At 44.0% G+C, this 19,610-nt stretch carries 21 protein-coding genes; 18 read left to right on the forward strand and 3 right to left on the reverse strand.

Features of this window, described 5'->3' with window-relative positions; translation table 11 throughout:
* Positions 1 to 231: 231 nt before the first annotated feature.
* The 11 genes from EPD17_RS16535 to EPD17_RS16585 all read left to right on the forward strand — a co-directional run bounded on the left by EPD17_RS16535 (position 232) and on the right by EPD17_RS16585 (position 8,450).
* On the forward strand, positions 232 to 1,110 hold the full coding sequence (locus EPD17_RS16535; RefSeq protein ID WP_132055683.1) for a helix-turn-helix domain-containing protein: 879 nt from the start codon (positions 232 to 234) through the stop codon (positions 1,108 to 1,110).
* Positions 1,111 to 1,174: 64 nt separating this feature from the next.
* Complete coding sequence (locus EPD17_RS16540; protein ID WP_132055684.1) at positions 1,175 to 1,750, forward strand: sugar O-acetyltransferase; 576 nt, start codon at positions 1,175 to 1,177, stop codon at positions 1,748 to 1,750.
* 16 nt (positions 1,751 to 1,766) lie between these two features.
* A complete protein-coding gene (locus EPD17_RS16545) occupies positions 1,767 to 2,888 on the forward strand; it encodes an alpha/beta hydrolase (RefSeq protein WP_132055685.1) in 1,122 nt (373 codons plus the stop codon).
* A 10-nt stretch (positions 2,889 to 2,898) separates the two neighbouring features.
* The gene (locus EPD17_RS16550; protein ID WP_132055686.1) at positions 2,899 to 3,378 is read left to right on the forward strand and encodes a cupin domain-containing protein; all 480 of its coding nucleotides are present in this window, start codon (positions 2,899 to 2,901) and stop codon (positions 3,376 to 3,378) included.
* A gap of 61 nt (positions 3,379 to 3,439) precedes the next feature.
* Positions 3,440 to 3,904 (forward strand): cyclophilin-like fold protein, encoded by a 465-nt coding sequence (locus EPD17_RS16555; protein WP_132055687.1) that lies wholly within the window; start codon positions 3,440 to 3,442, stop codon positions 3,902 to 3,904.
* 381 nt (positions 3,905 to 4,285) lie between these two features.
* On the forward strand, positions 4,286 to 5,077 hold the full coding sequence (locus tag EPD17_RS16560) for a hypothetical protein (RefSeq protein WP_132055688.1): 792 nt from the start codon (positions 4,286 to 4,288) through the stop codon (positions 5,075 to 5,077).
* Positions 5,078 to 5,240: 163 nt separating this feature from the next.
* Complete coding sequence (locus EPD17_RS16565; RefSeq protein ID WP_132055689.1) at positions 5,241 to 5,960, forward strand: hypothetical protein; 720 nt, start codon at positions 5,241 to 5,243, stop codon at positions 5,958 to 5,960.
* A gap of 196 nt (positions 5,961 to 6,156) precedes the next feature.
* Complete coding sequence (locus EPD17_RS16570) at positions 6,157 to 6,633, forward strand: DUF695 domain-containing protein (RefSeq protein WP_132055690.1); 477 nt, start codon at positions 6,157 to 6,159, stop codon at positions 6,631 to 6,633.
* Between the two features lie 264 nt (positions 6,634 to 6,897).
* The gene (locus tag EPD17_RS16575; protein ID WP_132055691.1) at positions 6,898 to 7,422 is read left to right on the forward strand and encodes a hypothetical protein; all 525 of its coding nucleotides are present in this window, start codon (positions 6,898 to 6,900) and stop codon (positions 7,420 to 7,422) included.
* Between the two features lie 9 nt (positions 7,423 to 7,431).
* Positions 7,432 to 7,623 (forward strand): hypothetical protein, encoded by a 192-nt coding sequence (locus tag EPD17_RS16580; RefSeq protein ID WP_132055692.1) that lies wholly within the window; start codon positions 7,432 to 7,434, stop codon positions 7,621 to 7,623.
* A 278-nt stretch (positions 7,624 to 7,901) separates the two neighbouring features.
* Positions 7,902 to 8,450, forward strand: coding sequence for a hypothetical protein (locus EPD17_RS16585; protein ID WP_132055693.1), 549 nt, complete (start codon positions 7,902 to 7,904; stop codon positions 8,448 to 8,450).
* A gap of 492 nt (positions 8,451 to 8,942) precedes the next feature.
* Here the strand turns inward: EPD17_RS16585 and EPD17_RS16590 are convergent, their stop codons facing one another.
* On the reverse strand, positions 8,943 to 10,427 hold the full coding sequence (locus EPD17_RS16590; RefSeq protein WP_132055674.1) for an IS1182 family transposase: 1,485 nt from the start codon (positions 10,425 to 10,427) through the stop codon (positions 8,943 to 8,945).
* A gap of 109 nt (positions 10,428 to 10,536) precedes the next feature.
* Between EPD17_RS16590 and EPD17_RS16595 the strand changes: the two genes are divergently transcribed.
* The 4 genes from EPD17_RS16595 to EPD17_RS16610 all read left to right on the forward strand — a co-directional run bounded on the left by EPD17_RS16595 (position 10,537) and on the right by EPD17_RS16610 (position 13,048).
* Positions 10,537 to 11,016: a hypothetical protein gene (locus EPD17_RS16595; protein ID WP_132055694.1), complete on the forward strand. Its 480-nt coding sequence runs from the start codon at positions 10,537 to 10,539 to the stop codon at positions 11,014 to 11,016.
* A gap of 211 nt (positions 11,017 to 11,227) precedes the next feature.
* Positions 11,228 to 11,704: a hypothetical protein gene (locus EPD17_RS16600; RefSeq protein ID WP_132055695.1), complete on the forward strand. Its 477-nt coding sequence runs from the start codon at positions 11,228 to 11,230 to the stop codon at positions 11,702 to 11,704.
* Between the two features lie 207 nt (positions 11,705 to 11,911).
* Positions 11,912 to 12,421 (forward strand): hypothetical protein, encoded by a 510-nt coding sequence (locus tag EPD17_RS16605; protein WP_132055677.1) that lies wholly within the window; start codon positions 11,912 to 11,914, stop codon positions 12,419 to 12,421.
* Between the two features lie 159 nt (positions 12,422 to 12,580).
* A complete protein-coding gene (locus EPD17_RS16610) occupies positions 12,581 to 13,048 on the forward strand; it encodes a hypothetical protein (RefSeq protein WP_132055696.1) in 468 nt (155 codons plus the stop codon).
* A gap of 584 nt (positions 13,049 to 13,632) precedes the next feature.
* On the opposite strand, the gene EPD17_RS16615 is transcribed toward EPD17_RS16610, so the two are convergent.
* A complete protein-coding gene (locus EPD17_RS16615) occupies positions 13,633 to 15,207 on the reverse strand; it encodes an IS1182 family transposase (RefSeq protein WP_132055697.1) in 1,575 nt (524 codons plus the stop codon).
* A 699-nt stretch (positions 15,208 to 15,906) separates the two neighbouring features.
* On the opposite strand from EPD17_RS16615, the gene EPD17_RS16620 reads away from it, so the two are divergent.
* Together EPD17_RS16620 and EPD17_RS16625 are read left to right on the forward strand one after the other, a co-directional pair.
* A complete protein-coding gene (locus EPD17_RS16620) occupies positions 15,907 to 16,179 on the forward strand; it encodes a hypothetical protein (protein WP_114235035.1) in 273 nt (90 codons plus the stop codon).
* Positions 16,180 to 16,528: 349 nt separating this feature from the next.
* Positions 16,529 to 17,860 carry an NAD(P)/FAD-dependent oxidoreductase gene (locus tag EPD17_RS16625; protein ID WP_132055698.1) on the forward strand — a complete coding sequence of 444 codons (1,332 nt, stop codon included), beginning with the start codon at positions 16,529 to 16,531 and terminating at the stop codon, positions 17,858 to 17,860.
* Positions 17,861 to 17,946: 86 nt separating this feature from the next.
* Here the strand turns inward: EPD17_RS16625 and EPD17_RS16630 are convergent, their stop codons facing one another.
* Positions 17,947 to 18,522 (reverse strand): helix-turn-helix domain-containing protein, encoded by a 576-nt coding sequence (locus EPD17_RS16630; RefSeq protein WP_132055699.1) that lies wholly within the window; start codon positions 18,520 to 18,522, stop codon positions 17,947 to 17,949.
* Positions 18,523 to 18,645: 123 nt separating this feature from the next.
* Between EPD17_RS16630 and EPD17_RS16635 the strand changes: the two genes are divergently transcribed.
* Positions 18,646 to 19,608 carry a Gfo/Idh/MocA family protein gene (locus tag EPD17_RS16635; protein ID WP_114235032.1) on the forward strand — a complete coding sequence of 321 codons (963 nt, stop codon included), beginning with the start codon at positions 18,646 to 18,648 and terminating at the stop codon, positions 19,606 to 19,608.
* Positions 19,609 to 19,610 lie beyond the last annotated feature (2 nt).

The raw sequence follows: 19,610 nt of genomic DNA on the forward strand, positions 1-19,610 counted from the left end.
TTAGCAGAAACCCTATTGGCAGTCAGTCCGCTGTTCATAGCTGGACAGGAGCCCTCACCAGCCCACCGCATATTGCAGCACATTTGCAGGCACACAAACCCTGACACAAAACCAAACCTACAAGAGAGCTGCAATTGCCATTGCACAGCAAGCCTTTACCTCGAGGCGGCAGTTTACATTGGAAAGATGTTTTAGCTATTTCTCCAGTTTTGATTTTCTTAACTTTGACTTATGGAAAGCAAAATTGTGCGGCAGGTGTCAGAGTTCAATAATGAACTAAAGTTGAAAGGCTTCAATGTATTTCAAATAGAAGCTGACGGCAACGCTACAAAGACATATAGCAGAAAGGATTTTTACAAAATATGTTTAACCACAGGAAAAAGCAAAATCCATTATGCAGACAGAAGTTTTGAGCAGGAAGGCAGTATTTTGTTTTTTGGCAATCCGCACATCCCTTATTCCTGGGAGACCATTTCCACCACCTATGTAGGCTACACAGTTCTCTTTTCCGAAGACTTTTTCAAAGCATCTGACCGTTCGGAAAGCCTGCAAAATTCTCCCCTTTTCAAGATAGGTGGTACATCTGTGTTAAAGATTGATGAAGGTCAAAGGTTGTTTCTCAATACCATCTTTCAACGAATGATAGAAGAGCAAAAGAGTGATTATAACTATAAGGACGACCTCATACGCAATTACATCAACCTGATTATTCACGAAGCCCTGAAACTTCAGCCTTCAGAGCACTACGACCAGCATAAAAATGCGGCATCCCGCCTTACAGCCGTTTTTCTTGAACTACTCGAAAGGCAGTTTCCAATTGAAAGTGCAGATAACCCTTTGCGACTTAAAACAGCACAGGATTATGCGGCTGCCTTACATGTTCATGTAAATTACCTGAACCGTGCTGTGAAAGAAGTAACCGGCAAATCCACAACAACGCATATTACCGAACGCATCGTTAGCGAAGCCAAAGCTCTCCTACAGCACACCGCCTGGAATATTGCCGACATTGCCTATGCACTTGGCTTTGAATACGCTACCTACTTTAACAACTTCTTCAAAAGGCTAACCGGAACAAACCCAAAATCGTTAAGAATGCAGGAAGTTTGAAATTCTTAATTATTGGTTTGATAATCGTTACCAGCAGGGGCATTCGTTGTAAGACCTTTGTGGTATGGTATCAAATCAGCAGAATAAAGACATTTTTGAACAGCTACGAAACGGCGAAACCGTTTCAGCCAATAATCCGGAAGCATACAGATTGCGGGAGGCTTCTTTTGCTACCAAGAAGTTACTGGTTCAGCTAAACAATTCTGCCGACCCGGCAGAGGTTAGAGATTTACTAAGACAAATCACTGGTTCAACGATTGATGTTAGCGTTGCTGTATTTACACCGCTGTATATAAATTATGGCAAGAACACTAAAATAGGTAAGAACGTCTTTATCAACTTCGATTGTGTCTTCCTTGATTTGGGTGGCATTACCATCGAAGATGGTGTGCTAATTGCTCCAAAAGTCAGCCTATTATCTGAAGGGCATCCCGTTTCTCCTAACGATAGACAATCTATTGTTCCAGGTCACATACACATCAAAGAAAATGCTTGGATTGGTGCAGGTGCAACGATACTACCAGGCGTAACCATTGGCGAAAATTCAGTGGTGGCAGCAGGGGCTGTTGTTTCCAAGGACGTTCCGGCAAATACAATTGTAGGTGGCGTGCCTGCAAAAATTATTAAAACAATTCAATAACGATAAACGATAAATAATGAAAAAGACAATCTCATTAACCATTCTGTCCCTTTTAATGATTGGACAGGTCTATTCGCAAACAGCGCAAAAAAAGGAAGTCATGAATAATATTAACGAAACAGAACATTACACCTTTAAACTTAGCGATAAGGTTACCCGTCAGGCAATAACATTCAAAAACCGTTTTGGAATTACATTGTCAGGTGACTTGTACCTTCCAAAAAATAGCGGTAGTAAACCCTTAGCAGCACTTGCTATCAGCGGTCCTTTTGGTGCGGTGAAAGAGCAGTCATCAGGACTATATGCTAATCAAATGGCAGAACGGGGTTTTGTTGCTCTTGCATTTGACCCATCGTATACAGGTGAAAGCGGTGGCGAACCAAGAAATGTTGCTTCTCCGGACATTAACACCGAAGATTTTAGTGCAGCAGTGGATTATTTGGGTTTGCAAAAATCTGTTGACCGAAACCGTATAGGCATCATTGGTATCTGTGGCTGGGCAGGTTTCGCTTTAAACGCTACTGCCATTGACAAACGGGTGAGAGCTGTTGCTACCACCAGTATGTATGATATGTCCAGGGTAAATGCAAAGGGATATTATGATAAAATGTCCCTAGAAGAACGTACAAAGGCACTGGAGCAGTTGGGTGAGCAACGTTGGAAAGATGCAGAGAAAGGAGAAGTGTCAATCGGAAGCCGCAACCTACCGGAGAAGCTAACAGGCAACGAACCTCAATTTGTAAAAGAGTACTTCGACTATTACCGAACGCCACGTGGTTTTCACCCTCGTTCATTAAACTCTAATAGCGGATGGACTACTACCAATGCATTATCCTTTATGAATACACCCCTTTTGACATACATTAAGGAAATTGCTCCTCGTCCGGTTTTATTGATTGCGGGAGAGAAAGCCCACTCACGTTATTTCAGCGAAGATGCTTACAAAGCAGCCGCAGAGCCGAAAGAGTTAGTGATTATTCCAAATGCAGTTCACGTTGATTTGTACGACAAAATAGATGTTATTCCTTTTGATAAATTGTCTGCATTCTTTACTCAACATCTGAACGGGGGCAATGGGAACAAAACGGCAAAAGCTGCTGAAACCAATTCAGCAACTGCTAACGTGTCAACGCAATAAATAAAGCACAATGAAAGTATTATTGATAACTGCAATCGCTTCTATGGCATTGCTAACAACCAGTTGTATGGAAAATAGGTCAGACAAAGAAGGCAGCCAACTACAAGCCATCTTTCCAAAAGGTGAGTTAGGACCAGCAGAAAACTTTACCGGTAAAGCCTGGAATACACCTTTGGTTCCAAACGACAGTATCTACAATACAGTCATTGGAAATGTTTACTTCGAGCCGGGAGCAAGAAGCAATTGGCACATTCATCCGTCAGGACAAATTTTGGTGATTACCGACGGTGTCGGTTTTCACCAAATAAAAGGACAGGCGAAACAATTAATCCGAAAAGGAGATGTTGTGAAGTGTCCACCTAATGTAGAGCACTGGCATGGTGCAAGTTCTGATACGGGATTACAACAGATGTACATTTTACCAAAAACAGAAAAGAGCATTGTTCAATGGTTGCAGCCGGTGACGGATGAAGAATACAATAAACAGTAGACGCTGTTTTATGGAAATAGCATCAGGCGATAACATTGGTTGACATTCAAAAACTTTACTTATGAAACAATTACTCTTCTTGGCATTTTTTGCAGTGTCACTTATCAGTTGTGCATCTTGCAGTAAGAATGTTTCTCCGGCAGACAACAACGGTAATAGTAATACAAATCCAACAGGAAGTAAAATGAAAATAAAAATAGGCACCAGCACATTTAATGCAACTTTGCATGACAATGCAACAGCTACAGCGTTCAAATCACTTTTACCATTGACAGTAAACATGATTGAGTTAAATGGTAATGAGAAGTATTTTGATTTGCCCCGCAGTCTTCCAACGAATGCATCCAATCCCGGAACTATTCAAAACGGTGATTTGATGTTGTATGGTTCTAATACACTGGTACTCTTTTATAAAACATTTTCTACTTCTTACAGTTACACAAGGCTCGGTCGTGTTGATGATATTACCGGGCTTGTAGCTGCACTTGGTGCAGGAAACGTAACAGTTACTTATGACCTTGAGTAACCTTTTCTATTCATACTAACCGACGCCCCAAAAGCACACACATTTGCAAGCCCACAAGGCACGACACAAGCCAACTTGCAAAAGAGGGTGCTTTTCTCCTATGCTTCTTGGACACACCCAACTTCGGTGGACACATACATTATAGAGACACACCCGAAGAAAGGCTATTCTGCTAACATGGTATTTCTGCAATAGCGGCTGAAGAATAAATGCTGAACAAATAAACAGTATTGAGCTTTATCAATAAATTTAGCCTGACGTAACACGGACTTCCGCTACTGCAGAAATACCTTTAACGTTAGCGGCAATAACTCGATGATAGTCTAGGTATAAACATGCCTACTTTATTAGCCTTTTCAATAAAATAAAAATAGAGCAACAGTGATACTAGTTCAGGTTGTCAATGACATTTTAACATCCAACGATTCCGTTGAGGATTTAAAAAATGTTTTAACAGCAATAGGGATTGTATTAACAATCATTTTTGGCATATATACAGTACGACAAAAAAGGAGAGATAGACTGATTACAATAAGAAATAAGTTAACTGATATCTTGGAGAAGCTCGCAAATCTCAATATGGACAATGCTAAATACCAAGTGTCAAAAGCAAAAGACCAACTGCCCGATAATTATAATGGTCTTTTGAGCGATTATAGGAGGGTTTATGTAACTCATGCATCAAATTTTGTAAGTCAGCTACCTAATAGCATGACATATTCACATGAACTGTCACTAATAGCTCAAGCATTTAGTTCTATAGACGACCTAGGGAATGCAGAACTATATTTTGATAAATCTAGGCAACGAGCTGACAACGTCGTCGACCAAATATTGTCTGAAAGAAATTATGCAAGATTCCTATTTACAAAAGTTGACAAAAAGGCGGGCGAGGAATTATATGACGAAATCTTTAAGACCCATAAAGGTGAAAGTGACATGGTGTTGTTCTATTTGGGAGAAACTTATAAAAGATGGGCCGCAGCATATCTAACCTATGGAGAAAATGTTTTACATAACGATAAGCTTCAACTAGCAAGGCTGCAGTTTGACAAGATGAAAAACACACACCTAAAAGTGAATCATATCCGCCAAATAGATACAATGCTAAGATCAGGAATGAAAGACCACTTCCAAAGCCATTTAGAAGCCGATAAAACAAATAATGATTGACGTTTTGAATAAACTAAACAGCCGCTAACAGCAGTTTGCAGCAATAGCGGCGCGACGAACATGGGCTGATCTGCAATAATTCTATTGAACTAAGTACTAAATTTAAGCTGACGGAACACAGAATGCCGCTACTGCAGCAAGCTGTCGGACGTTATAGGCCACGATGCGACCATTCCTTTTAATCATAGTGTTCTGTTCCGCTTTTGCTTGTCAGGACAGACAGGAAGGTTCAAGAGAACTTGCGGTGAGGGAAATGCTCTATTCACAAGCTGATGCAAGAAAGTTTTTTGAGGACAGCATCGCTGGTCCTGACCACAAAGAATTTACTTCCGAAACATTTCTCCGCTTTCTTAAACGGTATTACTCGGAACTAAAAACAAAAACACCAAATGCACTTATTTATGCAATGGAAGAGCCATTTGTAGACACGACCAATGTCGACACGGCGAAACAGTGGGTTCGAGTAACCGTTGACCCTTGCTTTCGTAAGCCTTACAGCTTGATTGTAGAAAAGGTAAACGGCAAAAGTTCCCTGACAATAAAAGTCACCAATGGTTTTGGATGTCAGTACCCAGGCGTTTTGGCTTCTACAACCAAATATCGATTTGTCGGAGACCTTTACGATACGGTTGCCACAAGATTAGATAGCCTCAACTTCTGGGAATTAGGGAAAGATACAACCTGCCACGGCGGCTTGGATGGTGAGGAGTGGCTGATTGAAGCTGTCAGCAAAGGTAAATACAATGCTATTTACAGGTGGGTGCCACAATCTTGTGGCAACGGCACTACTCGCAAGCTTGCAAACACGGTGAAGCATCTTGCAACTGAAGGCAGATTGGACGCAATATTGAGTGCCATTGGAGCGCCTAAGAGCGGCCTATAACATGGGTTTCAAGCAATATGGGCTGATGAATATGTTTTGATCAGAAGAATAACTATTTTGCTTTTGAATAAGGGTTGAAGCAGCAGTTTTCCAAATACCCATACTGCTTAAAGCCCTTTCACGTTGTGCGTCACTTAAACAAATACACTTTATTTGGACAGAGAAAGAAGATACTAACCAATCTAACAAATTAAATATGGACAATTTAATAAAGCTTGTAAACGAAAATGATTTATGGTCAGTTGCTGAAGGCGAAAATGATGGTACACCATTCTTGCTTAGATTCAGACCACACTTAAATGACTTCATCGAAACAAAAAAGTATAACAAAAAACTGACTATTGCATTGCCGTATATTTCTGACAATGATTCGCTTATGCCGACAGACGAAGAAACAGAACTATTTAGTAATATTGAAGATGCCTTAGTTGATGTATTAGAAAATGATGTTCAAGCAGTTTTGACTTTTGTATATACGGGACAAAATCAAAAAGAGTGGCACTGGTATTCGACTGACATCAACGAAACCGGAAAGCGATTAAACGATGCACTCTCTAATTTTGACAGATTACCACTTGAACTTACTGCTGAAGATGACCCAGATTGGAATGAATACAACTCTGTTCTCGAAGGGGCAGACGATAGCGAATATAAAGAAAGCGAAGACAAATAAGCGAACGCACAACAAAAGGTTTTACGTCAGCAGGGCTGACGGGTCAAGCCTCCCAACTTTTGTATTTCAATTTGGCTTTTGTTCTTGGCTTGACCGAACGCTATTCAGCAGCAGAATTTATTTGTAACAAATTAACTTTACTCAACGCTAGTTCCAAGCAGGACGTCTAAAGCCGTCCTGCCAACGTAAAGCCTGGGACGTTGGGCGAAATGCTGCGTTTCTGATTGGCAAGTTGCCTATAGATAACATTTGCTAAATTCGGCCATGCCCAAGCATCAGCCTTTCGATATTGAAATTGACAAGCTAACCCGCTCTGTGGAAAATGCCATTACAGGCGACAGTTTCCAGACAGAGGTTCTTCCCCTGACTCCAATAGACCTGCGGAAACTGAAAAAAGCAGACTGGCTCTTCGACTGGAAACGTGAAGGAAGAAATGCTACCAGACAAGTATTCAAATTGGTCATAAAGGGCAATCCTGACATTATTCAGGGGCTTATCTCCCTGCAGGACCGAGGAGATCACATCTTCATGGCTTTAATTGAAAGTGCAAAATTCAACCGAGGAGTCAAAAAGGTTTACTTGGGGGTGCCGGGCAACCTGGTTGCATTTGCTTGCAAGTTTTCCTTTGAACGAGGGTATGACGGCTATGTTTCTTTCGAAAGCAAATCCAAACTTATAGAGCATTACAGTAAATCCCTGGGTGCAAGCGTACTTTTTGGCAACATTATGGCAATTGATACCCGTGCGGCTAGTAAGCTTGTAACACAATATTTTCCACAAAATCAGTAATTTACAGCCATGATCAAAGAGGCCAAAAACATTGATTTTCTCACAACAGGACGCCAGCCCTCAGAGCAGGACTTTGCCCGTATCAGTGAGTGGATCAAGCGTAACAAGCAGAAAAAAGCTGAAGCCAAGACTGCCAAGAAATCCCCTTCAGGAAAGCACATCGCCCAACAGGGGCTTGGCAAAAGGCGGGCTGAAGCCTAAGTGCTCACCTGCAGAAATGCTAATAATCTTCACCTTTAGGCTAAACTGAAGTTCTCCGAACTCCCGCCCTTCGCCAAGCCCTGTTCCGTTACCTGCAAGCGGTCTGACGAATCCTAATAAGCGACACGACATAAGACCAGCAGCAGGTTTTCAAATTGGTTTAATTCTGCCAGGCTTCTTTGCCTGACACATTTTAGCACTTTAGCCACCGCACAGGGCGACACGACAAAAGAGCTAAAATCTTGCTGGGCGACTGAGAGAAACAAACAAAACTGCTTATGACCGAAGTACAAAAAAAAGCTGCTGACGCAATCGTTGAAGCATATAAAGAGAAACAAGGCAAAGCACACAATATTCATGGTTTCCTTGGCAACTTGCAGGACAAAGCACCGCTTGACGCACTTCGATATGCAAGCCATATTCTTTTGCATAAAGGAATACTCATGGCAATTGATGGCGTAAATCGTGAAAATCTGATGCTATCCGACAAGGGTTGGAACTATGAAAATTATGAGAAGCTCCTTGAAGAAGAAAAGAGAAAACAAGATTTGGAAGAAGCCTTAATCAGTAGCAGTATAAATGCCAACAAAGCGGGAACGAAAGTTAATAAACTCTTTTGGCTAACATTTTCCATTGCTGTTGCAGGGGTTATTATCCAATTCTTATCCTATTCAAACGACAAAGAAAAACATTCTTTACAGCAAGAAGTAAAGCGACAAGACACATTGATACAACAAATGCAAAACAAGCTATCACAAAAAGAGAGTGTTCTAATTCCTCAGAAACAGGAAAAAACTTTTTCCAAAACGGACACCGTTCATCATTGATTTTTTTCATTGACTGAAATTTTTAATTGGTTAAAAAATATCAGTCGCCCATTGATTTCAAAGAACTAAGCCGACACACGGCGCACCAAGCATTTGCAAGCTGCTCACATTATCAAGACACAAGGCTAACAGCTTACAAAACCTTGTTGCTTGCAGACGCTTCAGGAGAACCCCTTGCACAATTAAAACCACCGTCAAGACAAATCCGCCATGCAGGTAACATGGGTTTGGCAAAATGGCGGCTGTTGAACATATTTTGAACCATAGTATTTCTGTTTATCTTCAGCAAGTAAATGGGGCAGACGAATCACGGACTATCGCCACTTCGCCAAGCCCTTATCCGTCAGGATGTGCAAAAAGGTCCTTTTCTGTTTTTCATTCCCGACTTCTTTTTTTTGTTTTTAGATAGCGATTGCCGTTAGTAGATTCAGGGCTGTAGTGCTGCAGGTGTGCTGTGATAGTTAAAAGCAGTTTTCAGCAGGCACGTTCCTTTCACGTTGACATCATTTGCAGTTTCTGAAGCATCTTTCCGGTGGTAAGAATGTTCATTACACGTTTGAGGTTGTAGCACAGGTATACCAATCCCATGTCGGCGCCTACTTTTCTGAGCCCTTTCATCAAAGTATAGCTGTAGCCCCACCACCTTTTGATGGTGCCAAAAGGATGCTCCACAATCTGCTGGCGTTTTAAGTAAATCTCCTTGTGCTGCTTTAGCCGTTTGCTGTTTCCTTCGATGGCTTCCGCGTACTGGCTTCGTTCGATCACCCTTCCCTTCTTTTGAACCGTGCAAAGATGTCTCGCCGGGCACTCGAGGCATTTGTCCGTTTTATAGTGCTTGAAGTAAGAAGTGCTCCTTGTTTGCTCACTTCGGATGTACACCTTTTTGTACCAGTGGCCATTTGAGCTCAGGGTGTGCCCTTCAGGACAGGTGTAGGTATCGGAACAAGGATGATAGCGGAAGTCCTCCAGGTGATAACCACTCGCCGGAATAGACTCCTGGGAGCGGTTGTAGGTGGGCGGTACATAGGTCAGGACGTTATCCTCTGCGCACCGCTGTAGCTGTTCCCCGTTGAAGTAGCCCTTGTCGGCAAGTGCAGTGATTGGGTCCCCTTTGTGCATACCCATACTTTCCTTTGCAGCCATTGCAGTTGCGTGCAGGGCCTTTCGGTCATTTTCGTTCGTGATCGCATAGTGCACCACCAGTGAGTGCTTTGCATCACAGGCCACTTGGGTATTGTAAGATACTTCCACTACTCCCGTTTTGTGCACCACGGCGCGGCTATCGGGATCTGTGGTACTGATCTGGGCGGCTGAGCTTTGCTCCAGTTGCTTTTTCAAATGCAGGTACAGGTTTTTTCGCTCCTTCATCCAGGTTTTGTTCTTGGCCAGCTCTTGAAGTCTTTTCTCATCCTTTTGCTTTTTATTTTCCTTTCGATCCAGCTCATTCATTTCTGCCAGGTACTCCGATACCTTATGGTCAATGTAGGTGAGCTGACGCCGGATCTTGTCTTCATTGTAATTGTTCTTGCGGCTGTTCTGTGCCCTAAACCTGCAGCCATCAATGGCAATGGTTTTCTTTCCTACCAGCTTCCATCGGCACATCACGGAAACAAATTGGCGGAATACTTCCCTGATCTGCTCCCCATGGCGCTTTCTAAAGTCGGCTATGGTGTGGTACTTGGGAAGCAGGTTGTTGCATAGCCACATTACTTCTACATTGCGGGTGCATTCCTGGGCCAGTTTGCGCGAAGAGCGAATGCCATTGAGGTAGCCATAGATGTAAAGCCTGAGCAAAAGGGAGGGGTGATAGCAGGGCCTGCAGGCCTCCTGGGTGAAGCGGCCCCTGAAGTTTAGGGCTACATAGTCGATCTGTTCACAGAATGCATCAATGACCCTTACCGGTGCATGGGGAGCAATAAAGTCCTCCAGGCAGAAGATGGCTGTTTGCAGGCGGTCCGTGCCTTGAACGTAAGCCATAAAAGAACTGTTTAGAGGTACAAAGCTACTCACCTTTTTGCCGTATATTCAACTCATAACGGCAGACACCTTTTTGCACAGTCTGACGTTAACGGCGAACCAAAACCAAATGAACTGCAGAAATTCACTTTTATTCTTTATCCTATTGACTGGCTGCCGCTATCTCCCCTGTGGCATTACTTATGACCTTGACAATGCCAATAAAAATATTTCACAGGAAACACTCATCGGAACCTATTTTCCTGACCAGACTACAATCAATACTACTCCAGGGTATGAGAATAAAAAATCAGCTCAGTTGACACTTAATTCAGATCACACTTTTAATTTTTCCGGTTTCCCCAAAAGCACTTTTGACTTTGAAGCTAACTTTCGCAACAACCACTCCGAGACTTCGGCCTCGGGCACTTGGACCCTTCTCAAGAAAGAAAACCGAATGCTACTTCAACTTCAGTATATTTTTGAAAAACCCATGGAAGGCTATACTGCATCCTATGAACTATATGAAAAAGACGGCAGGCTTGTGATACTAATCGGCATAGGTGACCCTGATGAATGCTATTACTCAAGACTTATCAAATCAAACTAGCGCCGTTAACATGGGCTTCTCGCAATGCGGGCCGAAGAACATGTTACGAGCTATTGTGCAATTGTCGTGGGTTCTTATCTTTATCTAAGCGACAGGGCTGCGGAGCCCCGCACTGCGTAAAGCCCCGTCCCGTTGTGGGCAACCAATTGATACAATCATTCAATAAACTAAAACCTGAATTGAAACTGCTATGAGCTCTAAAACTCCCACTGTGAGACAAGTCGCCTGGATTTCTCTTGTTCCACAACTTGCTTTTATGGGACTGTTGATTTTAATCTTTTATCTATGCAGAAGCAGTGAGCCTTTTCTGCATGGCACATTAACATATTTGGCAATCTCTTTCTGTTTGCGAACGTTCATTCCAAGAGACCATATGCAGGGTATGAAACTTGTTAAAGAGCAAAAATTTTCAGAAGCTATTCCATCTTTCAAAAGGAGCTACGAATTTTTTTCGAAAAATCTCTGGATTGACAAATATCGTTTTTTAACATTGCTTAGTTCTTCAAGAATGTCTTACAGGGAAATGGCTTTGTGCAATGTTGCATTCTGTTACAGTCAAGTTGGTGAAGGGATAAAGGCTGTTGAATGTTACACCGAGACTTTAAAAGAATTTCCAGATAGTGGATTGGCGCAAACTGCATTACGTATGTTACATTCTTCGGAAGGCATGAAAGCAGTAAGTGAGTAGCCTTTGACTAATTATGGCAGCCCACAACATCGTTTTGCTGCAATGGTGGCAGAAGAACATATTTTGAACAATGGTAACTTTATTTTACATTATTGCAAATGTGCTGCTGCGGAGCAGGAAATGCCACCACTGACAGCAACACGTTCTACGTTATACGCCACTTGAGTCGCACCATTCCTAAACTGACAAAGAGCCAAGACTTACTCTATGGAAAGTTCAAGGCCAAGAGACGAAATCTCTTTTGAGAATGCCCACCCAAATGCTCAGAAGCTGATGCAGGAGGATTTCTATTATAGTTCCATTGAAGAAACAGCACCGTTTGGAAGTGATGATGGTTGGGAAACCTTCTATGCATTCAAAGAATGGCTTCAATTCAATGATAAACGAAATAAGATTGATTTCATCAAGGAACAAATCGAGTATTGGGGCTATCCAACGTTCAATCTTCAAAGCACTGCCATCAGTGAGTTAGAGGAATTTCTTATAAGAAGTGAATTAGGAAGTCGTTTTATGCTAGGCATTGACCAGGCTATCATAGCCACAGCATTCGGTCAGCTTTACCTACAAGGCTTTATGGACTTAAACCTACGTTCCCTTGCTACTACAGCTGTCAGGCGACAACTATTGCCCGAGATTTTAAACTTATGGGAAGAGCGCAGGCATAATAGAGCAGAAAAGTTGAACAAGCTGATGGCCGTACTTAAACCGACCCAATAAAGGCGTATAACATACGCTTTGTAAAAGTGGGGCTGATGCACTAGCTTTCGGCTGTTTATCAAAAATCAACTGAAGTGCTGAAGTGAGGCGATAAATTTTAAATATCCCCACCTTCACAAAGCGTTTCTCCGTTGTGCGTCACTTTAAAATACTTTGCTGGTGCAATTACCAAGACAACTAAAACTATTAATCATTCTTCCCCTTTTGGCAGGTTGTAGTTGGTTTCAGCCGACAGCGTACTTTTTCATAAGCAACACAAGCGAAGACAAAAAAGTTGTTGATATCAAGGTATCGATTGGAACTAAAGGTGTTTTTGATGACACAATCAAGTACACTAACATACAGCCAGATTTAAAATATACTCCTTACGTGAGATTGCCGAAAGGCAAGTACGTTATACGAGTAACGGCAGACAGCGACAAGGTTTCAGTAGAACAACCAATCAATGTAGGTAACGACCGCTGGATTTTTGTATCATATGGCTACAAGCCTCCAATTGACACTGTCGAAGCGAGTTTATTGCGCAAGAATTTTGGTAATGACACTGCTTGGATAAATCCGCAGTTACGTGGCTTCCCGCCAAGTGTAAAAATTCATATAATGGACAAAGAGCCAGTCCATATGTGACAAAAGCGAACGCACAACATGGTGTTTATAAAATAGCGGCTTGACTGCAAGTGCTCAACATCATACCTTTATTGAACTTTGGAACAAAAGTGAAGCTGAAGGAACGCTAATGCCGCTACTTCATAAACACCCGTTCCGTTGTGTGCAATGCTTCAAGACTCCACTGCATGAGTAAGATTATTCAACTAATTATAGTGTTAACTACCTTTTTAGCATGTAGAGGAAAAACGGCGACCATTTCGCAAAAAGGAGAGACTCAAAATTTAACCCACTAAGCTGCCTTCAACGAGAGTCTTTTCACAGAGCCTTTTACCATTTCTCACAATGCCAGGCTTATCGAACTCGACAACATTCAACAGGGGTTCGACTCGATGCAGATACGCATTTGGCGAGAACAAGGCTTATTTCAGCACCGACAACTCTACATTTTACAGAAAAGGGAGAATAGCTGGTCAGGGAACTATTATGAACTCACAGTTGACACCAATCATGCAAACGGCATTGGATCCAAAGAGTTCTTGAAAGGCCCAGCCCCATTCCAAGTACAAATAAGTCAGAAGGTCATGCCTACAATTGGCTGGCCCTCATTCATTGACAGTCTTCTGGAACTCGATCTCATGACCCTTCCCGACAGTAAATCGATACAGGGTATGGAAGTAAGGTGGACACATCCTGCTGGCTTCTACATAGAAGTAGCTACAAAGGACCGCTACCTCTTCTACAGATACTACGACCCACACCGTTTCGCGAATACTTTCTGGTGTAGCCTTACCCTTTATTGCAGGGAAGCTTACAAATGTACCTAAGACCGGCTCCACCGTGCTTTGCCTGATCTTCTTCATTGCTTTAGCCTTTTCACTTTGCAGCCTTCGGTGCATCCGGTCATAGTATGGTTTGTCTACAGAATCATCGATCTTCTTAAAATCACTCTTGCCGATACAGGTGCTGCGCAAAGGGCAGTCCCTGCAATCCTTTGATGAGGAGCGGTACTGCTTCATCTGGTAACCCAGCGATGTTGTGATGATCTTTTTAAACGGAAGCTCCACACCACGCCCGCATACATAAGCATTTCGGAAAGGATTAAATCGAAAGCCCTCCCGATGTGGCTTGTACTGGCCAAAGTTTGGAATGTAACCCACAATGCCCCTTTCCTCCAATGCCTTCAGTGCTTCACCACTGCTGAAGCCTGCATCACAGAGCACTTCTTTCAGGTGCAGGCCACCTGCCTTTAGATTCGTTACTGCACAATCCAGGATGGAGGGAAGACACTGCGAGTCTTTCTTGTCTGCATGGTGCGCCTCGATGGCTGTGATCACATGTGAGGCCGTGTCTACACTGACCTGTGCTGCATAATTGAGCTGACGCGGTTTGCCAGGCTTTACACTCACCCGTGCATCGCTGTCCGTTGTGGAGTAATGAGTGTGGTTGGATACAAATTTTGGCAGGTAGTCTTTTTCACCGCTTGCGCTTTGCTCACCGTCTGGGAGTTCTTTTTGTTTGCTTCCGCCTGGCTGATCTTTGTATGCTTTTGCTTTCCAGGAGTGGTGTTGTTGTACGGCTTTGTTGCGTACAGCACTTACGCTATGTTGGTTCTCGTCACCTGTATTATCCTTATTGTCCGCAGGTTCTTTTTCTTCTTCCTGTAGTTCATTCAAGTAGTCGGCACCATCCAAAAGGATCTCCTTTTCTTTCAGTGAGTCCATGGATGCGTTGGCTTTTACAAGAGCGGAATCGATTGCCTGCCTTCTGCCACCCACCATGCCTGAGTCAATGCACTGTTTGAGCACTGTGGTAAAAAGCTCGTTAAACAACTCTTCGCCATAAAGCTGGTGGGTGCGGGAGATGGTGGAATGCCAGGGCAGTTCTTCATCCATGTCATAGCCCAGAAAGTAAAGCATATCCAGGCGCATAGAAGCGGTATCGATGATGCGCCGGTCAAAAAGCAGGTTTTCGAAGTATCCGATTAAAAGGAGCTTGAAAAACACAACCGGATCAATGCTTTTCTGTCCGTCACGACCATAGTACTTTTTGGTTCGCACATATAGCCAATGCAGGTCCAGAGCCTCTTTGAGCCTGCGGTAAAAGTTGTGGGATGGAACACGGTCGGAGAGCTGAAAATGGGTGAACAGCTTCTCGGAGTAGTGCTTGCGGCCTTGCATGCCAAAAGATAATCAGCAACACGCTTCAATGCAAGCAGAGATGACGAAAGTTTTGTACGTTGTCCAACATGCACATGGTGTTTCTAAAACAGCGGCTGGATTGCAAATGCTGAACATTATATCTTTAATCATCAATAGAACATAGGTGGGGCTGAAGGAACACAGAATGCCGCTGCTTCAGAAACACGTCCTACGTTAGGCACCACTTTTTTGAAGACACAACTAACACTAACAGCAATTGCGATAATCCTTTCTTAATGCGGCAAAACGGGTGGCAAAGGACATGGAAAGCTTTTATCTGCTACAAAAGCCTTTTGTCGTGATGGCAAGAATTTCTTCCGCAGGAGGCCTATATTAATTTTACAAAAACAACTTCAACTATAAATTGATAGTGAACACTTAGGACTATTGTATAAATGAAAGAAATTGTTTTCCTATTATGCACAATAAGTTTAGTTGTATTTTGTTCTGGATGAACATTAAAAAAATCTAGAAAAGGGGATTGAATTTGCGACGGTATTTTTTTCACTTAAATTGAAGCATGAAACATTCGATTCATTAGAAAAAACTTATGCAAACAACCGCAACTAACCTAAATCACTCCTCAAAAATCAACCTTATATTTTCTTATTGCCACGCAATGCCCATATTGCTTTATGGGTTAATTTCATACCCAACCTGTAACAAAAAAATTGAACTATGGCGATTCCTGATTTTCCTAATGGCTTTGAGTCCTGGCAAAAAACGCATTTTGAAGTGGTAGAGGTTTTGGTGTATATGCGCGAACTGGATGAAGACAAACAACCGAAAAACTTCGCGGAGTTGCAGGACCGGTCGGCAACCGACAAGCTCTACAACCTTGCCCTATATTTTACCAATAAATACGAAGAACAGACAAAAGGCAAAACCAGGGAACGCAGCCTGTTCGACGAAATTGAAGAATTCGTTTGGCAGGAGATCAAGCATGTATAGCCGATTTTTTGCGGTTAAGAAGATTAGATAAAACGGTTGCAAGTGCATATTCATCTTGCTACGGGTTGCATCGTTTAATGTGCAGTACCGAGGGGCTTTGCATAGAAATAAAACAACTAGCATTTGTGCGCTGCATGAAATGATCTTTTCAGCTGTGTGTTGCGGTGTTTTGTCATTTCATTTCCGCGTCGCTCCTTAGCATTTTTTTGCTACACGCCGAAGCATTGATGCAACTAGATGCATTTAGTTGCTGCCTCCAAGCAGCACTCCGCAAATCTTTAACCCAACCATAAGGCGCCTGCAACGCACCGCGGTATGTGAATTGCTCCTGAATATAAAAAAGCACAAAATGAGTAATACTGCCAAACGAGTGGTGGTTGTAGGCGGCGGATTTGCCGGCATACATGTGATCAAAAAATTGCAATCGGATCAACGCTTTCACATAACCCTGGTGGATAAAAACAATTATCATTTTTTTCCACCCCTGCTCTACCAGGTGTCTACCGCTTTTATCGAGCCCTCCAATATCAGCTACCCCTTCCGGCGCATGTTTCAGGAAAAAGAAAACCTGCGCTTTCATATGGGCGAACTTGTTTGCATCAGGCCCGAAACCAACACCATCGAAACAACGCATGGCATTTTGCCGTACGATTATCTGGTGTTGGCCTTGGGTACGGAAACGAATTATTTTGGCATGCAAAACGTGAAGGTGGCAGCCCTCCCGATGAAAACCATCGACGAGGCGCTTACCCTGCGCAACACGCTTTTGCTGAACATGGAACAGGCCACGCGGGCCAAAAGCAAGGAAGACCGCGACCGACTGCTCAACATAGTTATTGCCGGCGGCGGGCCCACCGGCGTGGAAATGGCAGGCATGCTGGCCGAACTTGGCCGCAATGTCGCGGTGAAAGAATACCCCGAGATCCAGGATTTTGGCAGCCATCTTTATTTGGTTGATGCCGGCCCTACCCTGCTGGGCCCGATGAGCGAAAAAGCACAGGCCGAAGCGCTGGACGTGCTGCAAAAGCTGGGCGTGCACGTTATTCTAAACACGGCTGTTAAAGATTACACCGAAGGCCGCGTGGTGCTGGCCAACGGAACGGTCATCGAAACCAATGCACTGATCTGGGCCTCCGGTGTGATAGCCCGCGAGGTGCCCGGGCTGCCCAAAGAGTTGCTGGGCCGTGGCCGCAGGGTGCTGGTAGATGAAGTAAACCGCGTACAGGGCATCCCCAATATTTTTGCGCTGGGCGATTTGTGTTTTCAAACCACCGACAAAGCTTTTCCTAACGGGCACCCACAAGTGGCGCAGGTGGCTATTCAGCAGGGCGAATTGCTGGCAAAAAATTTACGCCGGCTCGAGTCCAACGAAACGCTTCAGCCGTTTGCGTACAACGACAAAGGCAGCATGGCCATTATTTCGAAATACAAAGCCGTGGCCGATCTGCCGAAGGTTTCCTTTAAAGGTTTTGCCGCCTGGCTGGTATGGCTGTTCATTCACATCATTCCACTGGTGGGCTTCCGCAACAAACTGATGCTGGCCATGAGCTGGTTTTGGTCGTTCCTTACCAACGACCCCACTTTGCGGCTCATCATCCGGCCCGATAAAAAAGCGGCCCAAACAAGCAACTCAGTAGCGCATGCCAACCCAGTAGTACAGCCGCTGGGCAATAAAGTTTGAGCTACATCTTTTTATAAATAAAAGGCGGCACACCCACTGCATATGTTGTGTGCCGCCTTTTTATTTTTTAGCAAAATATGCCGCTGCTACTTAGAGGTTCCGTTCACTTCGTCGAGTGGCCGGCGGCGGGCCGCTCCTATTGTTTTAAAATGTGTTGGCGTAAGGCCTGTTACTTTTTTGAACTGGTTGGAAAGATGCTGCACGCTGCTATAGCCCAGTTGCAACGCAATTTGCGACAGCGACAGCTCGCCGTAAACCAGCAGTTCCTTGGCCCGTTCAATTTTTTGTGCAATAAAATACTGCTCGATGGTGAGCCCCTCAACCGATGAAAACAAGTGGCTCAGGTACGAATATTCGTGGTGCAGTTGCTTCGACAGGTAATCGGAAAGGTTGTCCCGGATATCATCCGGGTCTTGTGCCAGGCGGCGCAGCACCAGCTTTTTAATCTGTTCAATCAGCCGCGTTTTTTTATCGTCAATCAGTTCAAAACCTTCTTCGTGCAGCCGTTGCCGCAGTTGCTCCAGCTGCTCGGCGTCGGGTGGCTCCTGTAGCGGCACTTCGCCCAGCAACACCTGTTCGTGCCCAATGCCCAGTTCGGCCAGTATGCCGATAACCGATTTGATGCAGCGGTTGCACACCATGTTTTTTACATACAACACCATGAGGCTAAGGTAATGATTGGCGCAAACCCGGTGAATATGCAAGTTCCTAAAATGCAGTATCCGCCACCATTTCCCTTCCTCTTTTTCAAACCGTTATATTTGCCGCTATAACACTTCATTTTCATGATCAAGGTTGGCGTTTTCGGTACCGGGCACCTGGGCAAATTTCATTTGAACAACTGGAAAGAGCTTGAAGGCGTGGAATTGGTGGGCTTTTACGATCCACACGATGCCACGGCCGAGGCTGTAGCTGCCCAATACGGCCTGCGCCGCTACACCAGCGAAGACGAACTGATTGCCGCCGTTGATGCCATCGACGTGGTAACGCCTACCGACCAGCATTTTTCGGTGTGCGACCGCGCCATCCGCAACGGCAAACATGTGTTTGTAGAAAAACCCATGGCCAACACTATGAACGAGGCAGCCCAACTGGTTAAGCTGGTGAAGGAAAGCAATGTAAAACTGCAGGTAGGCCATGTAGAGCGGTTCAACCCGGCTTTTCTAGCTGCGCAAAACCTGGCGCTGTCGCCCATGTTTATTGAGGTGCACCGCCTGGCGCAATTCAACCCGCGGGGCACCGAGGTGAGCGTTATTCTCGACCTGATGATCCACGACATTGATGCAATTTTATCGATTGTAAAAAGCGAAGTGCGTACCGTATCGGCTTCGGGTGTTGCGGTTTTAACCGATACGCCGGATATTGCCAACGTCCGCATCGAATTTCACAACGGTTGCGTGGCCAACCTTACATCCAGCCGCATTTCGCTAAAGAAAATGCGCAAGATGCGCCTGTTTCAAAAAGACGCCTACATCGGTATCGACTTTTTGGAAAAGAAAACCGAGGTCATCAAGTTGAAAGAAGCCACCGATACCGGCACGTTTGATTTTGACATCGAAACACCGCAGGGCGTAAAAACCATTGCCATGGCTACGCCGCCGGTGCCCGAAGTAAATGCCATTAGGAAGGAACTGGAATCTTTTGCCGATGCCATCCGCAACAATACCGTGCCGGTGGTAAACGAAATTGACGGTTACCGCGCCATGGAAGTGGCCCACCAGATCTTAAGCAAAATCAATAAAGTATAGCG

Origin of the sequence: Pseudocnuella soli (genome assembly GCF_004347775.1) — a bacterium.
Lineage (GTDB): Bacteria > Bacteroidota > Bacteroidia > Chitinophagales > Chitinophagaceae > Flavisolibacter > Flavisolibacter aquaticus.